The organism is Sulfitobacter sp. W027 (genome assembly GCF_025143985.1).
Classification (GTDB): Bacteria; Pseudomonadota; Alphaproteobacteria; order Rhodobacterales; family Rhodobacteraceae; genus Sulfitobacter.
Genome location: NZ_CP083564.1, coordinates 2,260,418 through 2,274,092, shown reverse-complemented (window position 1 = coordinate 2,274,092; position 13,675 = coordinate 2,260,418). Strand labels below are relative to the sequence as shown.

At 57.6% G+C, this 13,675-nt stretch carries 14 protein-coding genes and 1 tRNA gene; 3 read left to right on the top strand and 12 right to left on the bottom strand.

Translation table 11 applies throughout. The features are described from left to right. Positions 1–17: 17 nt before the first annotated feature. Positions 18–3,434: a bifunctional proline dehydrogenase/L-glutamate gamma-semialdehyde dehydrogenase PutA gene (gene putA / locus K3759_RS11155; protein ID WP_259981846.1), complete on the bottom strand. Its 3,417-nt coding sequence runs from the start codon at positions 3,432–3,434 to the stop codon at positions 18–20. Between the two features lie 107 nt (positions 3,435–3,541). On the opposite strand from putA, the gene K3759_RS11150 reads away from it, so the two are divergent. Both K3759_RS11150 and K3759_RS11145 read left to right on the top strand, forming a co-directional pair. Then, complete coding sequence (locus tag K3759_RS11150; RefSeq protein WP_259981843.1) at positions 3,542–4,018, top strand: Lrp/AsnC family transcriptional regulator; 477 nt, start codon at positions 3,542–3,544, stop codon at positions 4,016–4,018. Between the two features lie 61 nt (positions 4,019–4,079). Then, positions 4,080–4,166 (top strand) — tRNA-Leu (locus K3759_RS11145). Positions 4,167–4,349: 183 nt separating this feature from the next. On the opposite strand, the gene K3759_RS11140 is transcribed toward K3759_RS11145, so the two are convergent. From K3759_RS11140 to K3759_RS11090, 11 genes are all read right to left on the bottom strand, one after another. Further along, positions 4,350–4,931 carry a hypothetical protein gene (locus K3759_RS11140; RefSeq protein WP_259981840.1) on the bottom strand — a complete coding sequence of 194 codons (582 nt, stop codon included), beginning with the start codon at positions 4,929–4,931 and terminating at the stop codon, positions 4,350–4,352. Between the two features lie 6 nt (positions 4,932–4,937). Next, positions 4,938–5,768: a hypothetical protein gene (locus K3759_RS11135; protein WP_259981838.1), complete on the bottom strand. Its 831-nt coding sequence runs from the start codon at positions 5,766–5,768 to the stop codon at positions 4,938–4,940. 158 nt (positions 5,769–5,926) lie between these two features. Beyond that, on the bottom strand, positions 5,927–6,463 hold the full coding sequence (locus tag K3759_RS11130) for a hypothetical protein (protein ID WP_259981836.1): 537 nt from the start codon (positions 6,461–6,463) through the stop codon (positions 5,927–5,929). 407 nt (positions 6,464–6,870) lie between these two features. Continuing rightward, complete coding sequence (locus tag K3759_RS11125; RefSeq protein WP_259981834.1) at positions 6,871–7,260, bottom strand: helix-turn-helix domain-containing protein; 390 nt, start codon at positions 7,258–7,260, stop codon at positions 6,871–6,873. After that, positions 7,260–7,430 (bottom strand): hypothetical protein, encoded by a 171-nt coding sequence (locus tag K3759_RS11120; RefSeq protein WP_259981832.1) that lies wholly within the window; start codon positions 7,428–7,430, stop codon positions 7,260–7,262. The genes K3759_RS11125 and K3759_RS11120 overlap by 1 nt, the downstream gene beginning before the upstream one ends. A gap of 90 nt (positions 7,431–7,520) precedes the next feature. Next, complete coding sequence (locus K3759_RS11115; protein WP_259981830.1) at positions 7,521–7,808, bottom strand: hypothetical protein; 288 nt, start codon at positions 7,806–7,808, stop codon at positions 7,521–7,523. A gap of 111 nt (positions 7,809–7,919) precedes the next feature. After that, positions 7,920–8,090 (bottom strand): AlpA family transcriptional regulator, encoded by a 171-nt coding sequence (locus K3759_RS11110; protein WP_259981828.1) that lies wholly within the window; start codon positions 8,088–8,090, stop codon positions 7,920–7,922. Between the two features lie 59 nt (positions 8,091–8,149). Further along, positions 8,150–8,974, bottom strand: coding sequence for a hypothetical protein (locus tag K3759_RS11105; protein WP_259981826.1), 825 nt, complete (start codon positions 8,972–8,974; stop codon positions 8,150–8,152). Continuing rightward, on the bottom strand, positions 8,971–9,816 hold the full coding sequence (locus tag K3759_RS11100; protein WP_259981825.1) for a hypothetical protein: 846 nt from the start codon (positions 9,814–9,816) through the stop codon (positions 8,971–8,973). Before K3759_RS11100 ends, K3759_RS11105 begins: the two co-directional genes overlap by 4 nt. Further along, a complete protein-coding gene (locus K3759_RS11095; RefSeq protein ID WP_259981823.1) occupies positions 9,813–11,012 on the bottom strand; it encodes a site-specific integrase in 1,200 nt (399 codons plus the stop codon). The genes K3759_RS11100 and K3759_RS11095 overlap by 4 nt, the downstream gene beginning before the upstream one ends. A gap of 172 nt (positions 11,013–11,184) precedes the next feature. Next, positions 11,185–12,726, bottom strand: a complete 1,542-nt coding sequence (locus K3759_RS11090) for an MHYT domain-containing protein (RefSeq protein WP_259981821.1) — start codon at positions 12,724–12,726, stop codon at positions 11,185–11,187. Between the two features lie 456 nt (positions 12,727–13,182). Here K3759_RS11090 and K3759_RS11085 point away from each other — a divergent pair, with 456 nt between their 5' ends. Beyond that, positions 13,183–13,599 (top strand): PAS domain-containing protein, encoded by a 417-nt coding sequence (locus tag K3759_RS11085; protein ID WP_259981818.1) that lies wholly within the window; start codon positions 13,183–13,185, stop codon positions 13,597–13,599. Positions 13,600–13,675 lie beyond the last annotated feature (76 nt).

Here is a 13,675-nt window from a genome sequence, read left to right as displayed (position 1 = left end):
CTCCTCCGATTTCTGTCTTAGGCCATCATGCCCAAGAGCTGTGCATTGCCGCCGGAGGCAGTGGTGTCAACACAGACGTGACGCTCGGCCCTAACACGCGCGGTGTCGGGCAGGCCGCGCAGCAGTGGGATGATTGCGCCGCCCCGGGCCGCAAGTGCTTGGTCGATCTGTCGTGCGGTGGTGTCATCACCCCACCAGAGCACGCCGCCATAGGCTGGGCCGGTGGTCAGCGCATCGGGGTTGATCCGGCCCGAGGCCGTGACCGCGACACCGCCGAGCGCCCGCACGGCCCTGGCCTGCACCTCTGCCGTTTCGGCGCCCGGTCCCATGCACAACAGCGCCGGGCGCGGCAGGGTCGAAAGGCGGTTGCTCTCGCCGGTCGGGCCGGGCATCGATTGGGTTTCCAGCACGGTTTTCTGATGCGCGGGCAGGGCGGGGAGCTTGGTCTCTGCATTGTCCCATGTGCCAGCAGCGTCCTGATGGTCAGGTGCCGAGAAACGCGGCAGGTAGTTCGGCCCGCCTGCCTTTGGCCCGGTGCCCGAAAGCCCTTCACCGCCAAAGGGTTGGCTGCCGACGATGGCACCGATCTGGTTGCGGTTGACGTAGATGTTGCCCGCCTCGATCCGTTCCGAGACATGCTGCACCCGGTCGTCGATCCGGGTGTGCAAACCAAAGGTCAGCCCATAGCCCGTGGCATTGATCGCGTCGATCACGGCGTCGAGTTCATGGCTTTTGAAAGTCGCCACATGCAGCACGGGGCCGAAAATCTCGCGTTTCATCTCGCTGATGCTGCCCACCCGCAGGATCGCCGGGCCGACGAAAGTGCCACCCTCGGGCGCTTTGAGGTCCGCTATGACGCGGCCTTCGGCGCGGGCGGCTTCGATATGCTCGACGATCCCTTTGCGCGCGGTGTCGTCGATAACGGGGCCGACATCGGTCGACAGATGCCACGGATCGCCCATGTTCAGCGCCTGCATGGCGCCCGTGAGCATGCGGATCAGGTCTTCGGCGATGTCTTCCTGCACATAGAGGCAGCGCACGGCAGAGCAGCGTTGCCCTGCCGATTGAAAGGCGCTTTCGACGATGGCCTGCACCGCTTGTTCGGGCAGGGCGGTGCTGTCGACGATCATGGCGTTAAGGCCACCGGTCTCGGCGATCAGCGGGGTGCCGGGGGCGCAATGTTCGGCCATGTTGGCGCGGATGCGCAGGGCGGTGGCGGTGGAGCCGGTGAAGGCCACCCCGTTGATGCGGGCATCGCCGGTCAGCGCCGCGCCCACCTTGCCGCCACCCGGCAGGAGTTGCAGGGCAGAGCGCGGCACCCCCGCTTCATGCAGCACTTCGACGGCGAGTTTGGCGATTAACGGGGTCTGCTCGGCCGGTTTGGCCAGCACCGCATTGCCAGCCGCCAACGCCGCTGTGACCTGCCCGCAAAAGATCGCCAGTGGGAAGTTCCACGGCGAGATGCAGGTGAAGATGCCCGCGGGCGGCTCGTTGGTGGCCTGTGCTGCGTAGTAGCGCAGGAAATCGACGGCTTCGCGCAACTCGGCCACGCAGTCGGGCAGCCCCTTGCCTGCTTCGCGGGCAAGGATGGCGAAGATCTCGCCGTAGCGGTCCTCCAACATGTCAGCGGCCCGCAAAAGCGTTGCGCGGCGGGTGTCCAGCGGCGCGTCCCAAGGGGTGGCATTGTCGAGCGCCGTGGCGACATCGGCCTCGGAGGCGGGCTGCACCGTGCCTGGCGAGGTGCAGCCGGTCGGGTTGCTGACGGTCTCTTCGGCCTCGGGCTTGGCGTCGCCTGCAAGGATCGGCGTGGCGGTCCATGTGGCATCCGCAAAGGGCGCACGAGCCTCTTCAATGGCGGCAAGGGTCGGGCTATGGGCCAGATCAAAGCCCTTGGCGTTGGCGCGTTGAGGCAAGAACACCTCCGGCCCGCGCGGGATCGTCGGGGCGCTGTCTTGCAACTGGTCAAAGGGATCGGCGGCCACGACTTCTGGCGGCACGTTCTCATCGACGATCTGATTCACGAAGCTGGAGTTCGCGCCGTTCTCAAGCAAACGCCGCACCAGATAGGCCAGCAGATCGCGGTGCGCGCCAACGGGGGCGTAGATGCGGCAGCGGGTGCCGTGTTTTTCCATCACGATGTCATGCAGGGTCTCGCCCATGCCGTGCAGACGCTGGAATTCATAGGCCTCGGGGTCGTCGGCCATATGCAAGACGGCGGCAACGGTATGGGCGTTGTGCGTGGCGAACTGCGGATAGATGCGGTCGGTCATGTTCAGCAGTTTGCGGGCGTTGGCGATGTAGCTTACATCGGTCCCGGCCTTGCGGGTGAAAACCGGGAAACCATCGATGCCCTCGACCTGCGCGCGTTTGATCTCGGTGTCCCAATAGGCCCCTTTCACCAGACGCACCATGATGCGGCGGTCGTGACGTTTGGCCATGTCATAAAGCGTGTCGAGCACCACGCCCGCGCGCGGGCCATAGGCCTGCACCACCACGCCAAACCCGTCCCAGCCTGCCAGCGCAGGCTCGCCCATCACCGTGTCGATGACTTCGAGCGATAGCGCGAGGCGGTCGGCCTCTTCGGCGTCGATATTGAGCCCCATGCCCGCCGATTTCGCCAGCAGTGCCAGTGCGCGCAGGCGCGGCACCAGATCGCGCATCACGGCTTCTTCCTGCGCTAGTTCATAGCGCGGATGCAGGGCCGAAAGCTTCACCGAAATGCCGGGGTTCTTGCGGATGTCGTCATGGGTGCAGGCATCGGCAATGGCCGAGATCGCACGGGAATAGCTGAGGTGATAGCGCTTGGCGTCCGCCTCGGTCCGGGCCGCTTCGCCCAGCATGTCGTAGCTGTAGGTAAAGCCCTTTTTCTCCATCCCCTTGGCGCGTTTCATCGCCGCCTGAATGTCTTCGCCCAGAACGAACTGGCGGCCCATCTCGCGCATGGCGCGGCTGACGGCGGTACGGATCACCGGCTCACCCAGACGCTTGATCGCCGCGCGCAGGTGGCGCACCGGGCCGGGCTGGTCGTCATCTAGGACACGACCCGTCAGCATCAGCGCCCATGTGGAGGCGTTCACGAGGCTGGAGGTCGAATGGCCCATGTGGCGGCCCCAATCGGAGGGGGCGATTTTGTCTTCGATCAGCGCATCAATCGTATCGGCGTCTGGCACCCGCAGCAGCGCCTCGGCCAAACACATCAGCGCCACGCCTTCGTCCGTGCTGAGACCGTATTCGGCGAGGAAGACTTCCATCATGCCGGGAGCCGAGGTGCCGCGAATGTCACGGACCAGGCCCGCTGCATTGGCGGTGATTCGGGCGCGGTCTTCGGCAGAAAGATCGGCCTGCGCCTTAAGCTCGGTCAGCAGCGCGTCAGGGTCGGCGTAGGTGCGCGCGTCGATGGTTTGGCGAAGGGCGGGGGCGTGATCGAGGGCCATGGCAAGCTCCAGTTGATGTTTGACCCAGAATACCGGATGATGATCAGGAGTTTCGACCGAAGATGATCAATAATGCGGTCGATATGTCTGAAGTGTAGGGTAATCACATGGCAAATGAACTTTTCGATCTGGACCGGTTCGACAGCGCGATTCTATCGGTTCTGGCCGAGGATGGCCGCATCAGCATCACCGACCTTGCGCGGCGCATTGGCCTGTCGAAATCCCCCACCCAAGCACGGCTGCGCCGTTTGGAGGAAAGCGGCGTGATCCTCGGCTACCGCGCGCTTTTGGACCCGATCCGTCTGGGGCTTGACCATGTGGCCTTCGTCGAAGTCCGGCTGAACGACACGCGCGAGGCAGCGCTGCGAGCGTTCAACCTTGCTGTGGCCAAAGTACCTGAGATTGAGCAGGCGCATATGATTGCGAGCCATTTCGACTATCTGATCAAGGTCCGCACGCGCAGCATGTCGGAATACCGCCGCTTTCTGGGAGAAGTCATCTCGACCCTGCCGCATGTAGCTAGCACCTCGACCTACGTCGCGATGGAGGCGGTGAAAGAAACGATGCTGGCGGATAGCGCATGAGTCGGGGCTGGGTCATTCGCCCATTTACACCGCCCGCATGATGCTTATTGTGCGCCCCGATGCGGGCGTGATGGAATGGTAGACATACCAGACTTAAAATCTGTTGGGGCGTAGCCCCGTGTGGGTTCGAGTCCCACCGCCCGCACCATCATTTTTCTGTTTTATGCTTTATATCAGTGCGTTGGCATCGATACGGGGTGGCCTATCCCCCTATTGGTCCCCCGTTCGAGTTCCGGTGCGTGCAAAGCAAAGCTAGCTTGTCAACAAATGTGGGAAGAGCATGTCGCTCTCCCCACTTTGGCAACTCACTAGAGCGGATGATGATCGACTATCACTTTTCACATGCGCTGTTTTCACCAAGTGAGAATTTTCGTCCGCTTAGGACTGAAGTCTCTTCAGCTAGATCCACGGTATAAAGCCGCCCTTCATAGAAAACTTCATCGTTTCCTTCGAGGGAGCCAGACATGCAAACAAGAAGTTGCACTTCGCCGTTGCGCTGTAGAGCGACGAACCACGGCTTTCGAATGATATTCCTCGAAAAAGTGACAACTTCATTTGGGGGCAGGAGGCTGGGGCCTACAAGAGTGAAGCTTTCTCCTGCACTCGGATGGTTGAACTCGGCGTGGATTGAGAAATCGTTAACTACAAGGTTCTTGGGGTTGGCTATTTCTACCGTGAATCCGGCGAAGCGAGGTGGCGTGAACTGAGTTTCAAGACCCTCAACAACAGGCCAGAGCGGGATGCTTTCGGCAATAATGTCGACATTTTGGTCTATGCGATCGAGGTAGGTCGCGATGGTTTCTGGATGTGCGACAGCATAGAGGCCTATGGCGCCACCTACGACCGTAAGTGCGTTTGCCGAATGCTCGATTAGTTTGCCGAGCGGGGAAATCCGAGAAAGAATCTGGAACATCTAAGTTTAGCCCTCCGCCAAATAGCCGCGTACTGAGTTCGGCATTTTTTCCGGGGCGTCCCCAATAAACCTCCATTCCTCGTGTTTCCAATGCTTGTACGCGATATAGGGCATTGCTGTAGATTTTGATATCGCAACTACAAGCTTGTTGGTGTTGCATTGGGATTGTTGGCACAATCTTCCCACTACCCAGCCTTCGTCTTCAGTAAATTCGCTTCCCACTCCGTAGAACCTGAGCTGGTCAAGCAGTTCCCAGCCGAGAAGGTCGGTCAAGAATGCTTCATTTTCGGGAGCTGCGAAGTAGATCCACGGATGTTCTCCGATCCAAGCTTCCGGGTCATACGGGTTGGCGACCTTAGAAATTCCGTCAAGACCAGCGTTCCGCTCGGTTACTTGTTCCCCATCATAGATAAAAGAGACACGGCCTTCGCTGCCTGCTCCGTAAAGCTCGAAAATTGCCTTTCCGTCTTCAACACGAAGGTTATTTGCAACGTCCTTACAAGTTCCGAAACTCTCAGTCAGCTTTGGCGGCGTCTCGTTTGCATTTAGCCAGCGGAAGAAACCGTGACACATACTTCCTCCACCCCATTCCCAGATTAGGAAATGATTTGGGAAATGTTCCGAGAACCCTTCTTCGGACGGCTCTCTGACACTGATTAGGTGTTGAGAACCAAGGTCAAACTTCGTTTCTCCTACATAGAGAGTTTTTTCGTAGCTTTCCCCAACTACCCGAACATTTCCAGCTGGGGAGGGGTATCCTTCTTCGGGCTGTGAGGCAGCTACCGAAGCCGCCATGATGAAGGCAGAAGTTAATGCAGTTAAAATTTTATTGGTCATTCACTCATTGCGCTTTTGTTTGATTCCGCGGAGAAAATGCAAAAGCTTTCGAGTCTTCACAAGTCAATCTTCGCGCAATGGTTGAAGTGTGTCATATTCACACGTCCTCTGCTCTCAACTGGCAGGTCTTCCGCTACTGGCGCGACGTTGTGCACTACTTAACTCAAGTCGAACAAGGCTCGCTCGTCCCCGGTAAGAAGATGTGCATATTTTGCGATGAAAAGTCGGTCTGCTTGGTGCTCGCACCATTCTATTTCAAACCGTTTACGCTGGTAGGTGCGATGCCACATGCCTTTTGGCTTGGGTGCTATGCAATTCACCGTGCCCGGTTCGCCGCCCAGCGCGACACGAAGTTTGTTGGCGCGGCGCAGCATGCGGTCATAGCGAGGCTCTGACTGACTGGCATAGGAGATGCCGCAGCAGTGGCGGCAGAGGAAGTAGCGGCCCCCTAAGAAAAGCTTTCCTACGCGCCGCCCGCAGTGCCGTCCGTTCAGAACGCCGGGACAAAGAAAGTAAGGCCGCTGGTTGCCGTAGTGACAATCCGCGTGGCTGAGGTGGACGGCCTCTTTTATCGATTCCCACTCCTCACCATACCGCTGAAAGCGGTAGCTTAGAGTAAGTCGGCCTTGCTCTGCCGAGTAGCCAATCCGCCCAACTTCCTCCCCGTCGCGCGACCAAACCCAGTTGCCGCGCATGCCGGGTCGCAAACATCCTTCCCGGTGAAGGCGGTTCACGTCCAGAGACTTACAATGCTCTGCCTTCAGTTTGTGGCCGCTACGCCCAGATCCGAAACCGCCCATACGATATTCCCCGTTTTTTCAACGAAATCATAAGCCAAGTTGGGGGTTTCCCGCCCAATGGCCCCCAAGTTCCCTGAATTGTGGATGTGCGTATTTCGCAGCCCGTATCGGGTCCGAGAACATGCGGGCTGAACTTCTTGGTGCCTCCCGCCTTTCATCCCAGCCTATGGCTAAATGTATATGTGTCACCTTTGCTGTGTCGCCGCTCACGGTAGAACGAATGGAAGGCGTCACATATTCTGGGCATGACTGCCCCAATCGCAAAACGACGCCCAATATTTGTGACAAGGCATACACAGTATTCATGCGGGGATTCTCCATTTCTTGAAGGCTAGCGACGCTCTACTGCCGTCGATTGTAGACGCCTCTGCCAATGCCCATGTCGATGCGCGACCAACGCCGGAAGAGCCAAGGTGCGGGGCGCGGGTCATGTGGATGAAGCCGCGTTCCTCTAGCATCTTGAACCAAGGCCCGACCGTGTTGCGGTGAACGTGCAAGGCAACTGCCGCGTCGCGGTGACTGAGGAATATCTCGCCGTTGTTTGCGCCGTTGTAGCGCCGTTTCAATTCAACGTAGAGCGCGCGTGGACCGGGGGGCAGGGTAGCCCATGCTGGTGTCGCCAGCACCCATTCGGGAAGCTGGACGAAACGCCCAGCCCCCCTCTTTTTGTGTTTGTATGGTTTGCCTGCCATCAGCGTTTGTCCACCGTAAGACAGGCCAGCCAGAGCCGCACAGCAGTCATCTGGCAAGCGCAGCCACCTAGAGACACCCAGACGCCTTCTGCGGCTCCCTGCGCGGTCCTGCGGGCCATGACGTGCCATTTGCCTTTGTCTTTAGTTATGCGCGTATGTGGGTCAGTCATGTTTGCCCCCATAGTGCAGCGCCCAGATCAAGCGGGCTTGTGTATCGGTCAGGCCAAACTGGCGGCACAGGCGGCGAATGATAGCAGGGGTCATTTTGCGCCCCCTTCATCAGCCAAGGCGCGCGCGGACGGAGGGAAGCGCAGCTTGCTGCGGTCTACCCCTGCTTTCAGGGAATAATGCGCAACGTTCTGCGGGCCGCGATACTCGGCATAGATCGGCCAGTCGTAGTGGTGGCGTAGTCGGTGGATGATAGCGCCGAGCCGCCATCCTTTAACCTCGCGTATCTCGGTCTTGTGGCTGATGGTGCGCTTGTCCAGCAGTGCTTTGCACGTCCAAAACACATGAGAGTCGCTAGAGTAAAAACGGTCTTGAGACATAGGGAAGTCCTCACGGTTGATGCCGCAAGGCGCTGGGGGTAGGGTGCAAGCATTCCTTCCACGGAAAACGCTACATCCGCCGCCCATGCGCTCTGCATGGCGGGGATGTGGTTATTTGGCATTTGCTTGAAGGATGGCGTCGATATCAGCTTCGTTCCAGTAAAGACGGGAGCCAATTTTTAGTGGTTTAGGCAAGCGGCCTAGATCGACGTCACGATAGATGGTGGTGCGGCCACGTCCGCCGAGCTTGGCTTGAAGGTCGCGAAATGAAAGATACTGCATGTTTGTGCTCCATGTTGTCGCATGAAACACTTCTACCGATCTGACTTCGGGACAGCGGCCTAGGTGTCCCTCTTTTTGCTCTGAAACCTATTCCACTGACGTTTGACGGCCTGAGCGCTCCCGAGCCCTCGTAGTTCACATTCAATGGCGGCTTTGTCAGGCCCGATTGTCGGAACAAGCCTCTCCATCATCCTAAAGCGTGCTTCTCTAAGACTGGAATGAGCAATGTTGGTTTGGTGGGCCGCGAGTTTAGTTCCTGCGATTACTTTTGAGCCAGTGCGAGCATTTCTCTCCATGCGCATTTTAAGACGATATTCGCACCAAAGGTAACCAAATAAGAGCTCATCGTTTCGCGCAAAATAGGCCGACAGCATATTCGCCGCGTACCAAACGCGCGTAAACGGTTCGGTGACATATATGCTAGCTCTCTCCGCAATGTAATGTTCCCATCCATCCCCGAAGACATCCTGTGATTTGGTCAAGATGCCCTCTCCATCCTCACGGCACACGGTTTCCAATATCTGCTTTGAAAGTGGGCCATACGGTTCCGCTAGCCAATCGTTGGCATCTAGAACATCCATACACTCCGGATAGAAATTCCAATCGCCAGTGAGGTTGAGGTGGGCAGCCGAAAAACCAGAGGTTGAACGGTTTGAAGGCAAGCCGAGTTCTTTGTTTTCTCTATCCGAGAACGGATCGAGTATGTGAGCAGAGATGCCGCGAGAGGCAGTTAGATAAGATTGCAGAAGTGGCCATTCTACAGGGAAATGCTTTTTTTGCTTCTCTGAATCATGCGGAGCCAGCCACCGTTCTCCGGAAGGATGGTCAATTACGGTAAATTCTATGCCATCTATCGTGACTAGCTTATCGAGAGGGGGTTTCATTTTGGGGTGTCTCTCCCTCCGCCTTGAAACCTATTCCACTGACGTTTGACGGCCTGAGCGCTCCCGAGCCCTCGTAGTTCACATTCAATGGCGGCTTTGTCAGGCCCGATTGTCGGAACAAACCTCTCCATCACTCTGAAGCGGGCTTCTCTAAGGCCAATATGGGCCGAATTTGTTTGATCTGCCGCTTTAGCTGCCGCCTTCAGAACCTTTTCTCCTCTAAGGGTATTCAGTTCCATTTTCATTTTAAACCGATATTCGGCCCACAGGTAGCCTACGCGGATATCATCATGGTGCGCATAATAAAGTGACCGAATGTTCGCGGCATACCAAAGCCTTGAAAGTGGTTCGGCAAAATGAACGGCAGCGCGTTCCAGAAGAAGAACCTCCCAATTTTCTCCAAACTGAATTTTTGCTTTAGTTATGGAGCAAACGCCGTCTATCTTAGCAATATCCGCGACTAAATCTCGCTTAATCTCGCCGTTCCTCTCCAGCCAGCCATGGGCATTGAGGACTTCAAGGCATTCAAAATCTACCTCTAAATCGTCAAACAGCGCTAATTGTATCGCGGCAAAACCCTTCGATTGATCCGACGGGCGAATGGGCGCGGGTGGTCCATAGGGCCGCTCTCGATTGACAAAGTGTTGAATCGCGCCGGAGGTCGCATAGAACCCCATATTCTCGCTAGAGCTTGAAGATGGGAACTTTAATTTATCGTCTGGCTTCTCGACCGGAAATATATAGTTCCCAACCACAGATATACCCATTTCCGGCAAATCCTCAGCAGGTACACTCCAATACTCGTCAAGCCCGACTTTGAACTTCTTCGCATTAGGTGTCATGGGGCTTTCGCTCCGACAAAACGAAGTATCTCTGGACTTTCAGCGGCTACAACATCTGCCCATCGCTCCAAAAGTGCTCGGCGTCGTTCTAAGTAGTCTGTCCGCTTGTAAGCTTGTACTGTTTTTGAGCCTACGACATGGCTAATGCATATTTCTGCGACGTCATAGGGAGCGTCAGTGGCCTCTGCCAGCCAGACACGTAAAGATGTACGGAATCCATGAGGGCGTTCGGCCATGCCCCGACGCTTCATAAACGCAGTCATAGTCATATCAGAAATCACGCCACGTTTGACACTAGGAAACAAAAATCCGTCGCGAGCAAACTTGCGCGCCTCTGCAATCACGCGCTGGGCCTCTTTCGACAAAGGGATGCGGAAGTCTTTTGTCGCATCTTTGCGGCCCTTCATGCCCTCTGCCGGAATGGTCCAAACATCGCCTTCGATTTGGTCAATATGGATATTCCGCACTGGCCCAGACCGCGCTCCGGTCAAGATTAGCAAGCGCAGCGCCAGTTCTGTAATACTGCCGCCAAGCGACTGGTAGAAAGCTGGCACCTCTTGCCAAGGCAGAGAGGGAACATTCGTGACAGTGTGTCGTTGGCGACCTAGTAGCGCCTTAGCCTTTTCGGTCGCTTGCAGATCCACCTCCAGCCCCAGCGCCGCCGCGTGTCGCAGGACGATGTTCAGGCGGCTCATTGCTTTTTCGGCAGTCGCGGCTTTGGTGTGCCAGATAGGCGCAAGGGTGTCGCGAATGTCTCGCTGGTCGATATCTGCTACTGGCACTTGCCCCAGCTTTGGCAGGATGTGCAATTCGAGAGGGGAGAACCAGCGCCCCGCCTTACCGTCACCTTTAAGCTCAGCCTTGCGGCTTTCGAACGCGTCCAAAGCGATATCAGCCAGCTTGTGAATGTTGCGGGCCGCTTCACGGCGCTGTCGTTCCCGTTCCTTGATAGGGTCCAGACCTTCCCGCACAAGTCTCCGCCATTGCTCCGCAGACTCGCGGGCCTCTTTCAGTGAAACGTCCGGATAAGCCCCAAGGCCCATCTCGCGCCGTCTACCGTGCGGGGTGACACGAAGCACCCACTGCGCGCCGCCATCGGGTCGCTTGACCAGCCAGAGACCTCCGCCATCCGCATGTTTGCCAGCGGGCGCGGCTTTGACCGCCGATGCACTCAGTCGATTTGTTGCGCGGCCCATTATCAGTCCACCTCTCTATCCCCCTCAAGATATGGTATGCCACGGGGTATTGTGAAGTGCCTTGATACAAGAAATCCAGCAGATGCAACTATTTTACTGGGGGTTCGGCATTCCGTGGTGCATCAAGATATAGTAGTTGGATGCCCACCGCCCGCACCACTTTTGCCGAAACTTAGCTCGCTTGGGCGAGCATCGCAGGCTCCGCCATTTGCGTGGCGCCGGATATGAAAACGGTAAAGGTCGTGCCCTGACCAAGCGTGCTTTTGACCGTGATGTCGCCGCCATGGGCGAGGGCCAGTTTCTTGCAAATCGCCAGCCCCAAACCCGTGCCGCCTTCGGCGCGGTCATCGGCGTCTTCGATCTGCGTGAAGGCTTCGAAAATGCGGTCCAGATCTTGCGCGGCGATGCCCACGCCATTGTCTTCGACATCAAAGCAGAACCCGCCTGTATGGGGCCGGACTCGCAGGTAAATATCGCGCGCCTTGGAGAATTTCAGCGCGTTGCCGACAATATGGCCGAGCAGTTGCAGGCTACGGCGGCGGTCGGCTGTGACGGTGAGCGGCGGCGTGTCGATATGCAGTGTTGCGGACTTGTCATGGGCAGAGCCGTGGTGCAGCTCAACCACTTCCTCCAACAGCTCGCGGGCGTCGAAGGCGGTCTTGTCCAGCGCGAGGTCGTTGAGCTCCATATTTGTGTAGTCGAGGATATCGTTGATGATGGTCAGCAATTGCCCGCCCGCGAATTTGATGCGCTGGCCGTAAAGTTCTGCCTGATCACCCATTTTGTCGAAATGCTCAGACGCCGGTTTCTCCTCCGGTGCGAGCTTGGCAAGGTTGTGGCGTTTGAGTTCCGACAGGAAGCTGGCGTAGCCGATAACGATGGTCAGCGGGGTGCGCAGCTCATGGCTGAGCACGCTCATGAATTCCGATTTCGCACGGCTTGCGCTTTCAGCGGCATCGCGGGCTTGGCGCAATTCTTCGACGCTTTCATTGCGGGTACGATTTTCGACGACATAGCTAAAGAGCGCGGCCAACGCGATAATGGCGGCTGTGCCCGCGATGATAAGTGCAATAAGGCGGTACTCGACCGGATTGACATAGAGCGGCTGCGCGGTGAGCGGTGTCACCTGAAAGGCGGCCATGCCGGTGAAGTGCAAAAGGATGATGCCCAAGGCCAAGAGCGCTGTCATCCACAAGATACTGCCCAGCCCCCCGCGCCGCGCAGCGCCGAGCGCGAGCGTCGCGAGCACCACTGCAATGATCACTGAGGCGGTCAGATAGCCCATGTCCCAATTGATCGCGCCCTGCACCCGGTAGGCGATCATGCCGGTGTAATGCATGGCCGAGATCGCCAGTCCAAAGATCGTCCCGCCCAAGAGCGTTGCGCGGCGCGACTTGATTACGCCTGCGATAATGACGCCCAATGTCGATCCGACAATGGCGATGATCAGCGACAGGAACGTCAGCGAAAAGTGGAACGTTGCGGGCGCATCAAGCTGATAGGCGAGAATCGCAATGAAATGGGTGCACCAAATCGTAACCCCGGCGGTCATCGCGGTGAGGTAACACCAGATCATCGCCTGTGAGCGCGGCTGCTCAAGCACATGGTGATAGAGCCGCGAGACGACCCAACTTCCAAAAACGCACAGCAGGGCCGCCAGCAGCACCAGCCCAAGGTCGTGGTCATGATGAATACTATGGGCGACCCGGAACATTTTTATCCTAACTAAATTTAACACTTAATTAATTGCTGTGCGAATAGGGCCAAAATATGGCCCTCTCAAGTTTACACTGTGCCGTCTCTTTAACTGGGTCGTAAGACCTAGCGGCTAGGCCTCCTATAGCAGTGAGCCTGAGGGCTCGGTTATTCTTAGGGGGCGAGATGGCAGGGTCGAGGGGTGGAACAAGTCCGATTAACCCATTGCAAAGATTGGTATTCGGTCTGTGTCAAAGGGGAGCCCATCTGTTGTGGTGGTTCTCCGCGCGACTGAGGTGGCGCGGGGGTCTGCGGTGTCTCGAGCGAATGGCCACCCATGGTGCAGCTGCGCGACGCGGTGTCAGTTTGACCTCGGGGAAGCTGCCGCGTCACATGGGGTTTCATGGGGTTTCATGGGGTGGAAGAATATGGGCCCGGGGGGAGCCTTAAGTGTCCGACCCAAGGCGATGCGGCTGTGAAGGCTGATTATTCGAGACACGAAGGTCATTTGAATGAGGACAGTGCAGCACCTCTCGTCAGAGTGGAAAGCGCTGAGATTGAGGTGGTTTTTGATCCAGCCGGACGTGTGCGCCACGCCAATGAGGCGGCATGCGGTGTCACCTTTGGGTTGGGGGACTGCCTTACCGACCAACGCATCATCGATCTATTTGGCCCGCGCCTGAGCGACGGGGCCGCAATCGAAAGTTTGTTTGCGCAGGTCTTGCGAGGTCAGCAGCAATCGGGATGTTTCGAGATGCACCCGGGGGAAGAGACGGCCCGCACTGTCGAAGGCCGGTTCACCGCCCTGCAAGCGCCAGATGGCACGGTTCAAGGCCTGCAATTTCTGGGGGTAGAGGTCGCAGCGAAGGGCCTGATACTGAAGAAGCCGTAGAACAGGGAGCACCAGAAACACGACGCGGCATTTGAAGCGGGCATCGCGCAAATAAAACAGCGGCTCATCGCGGTGC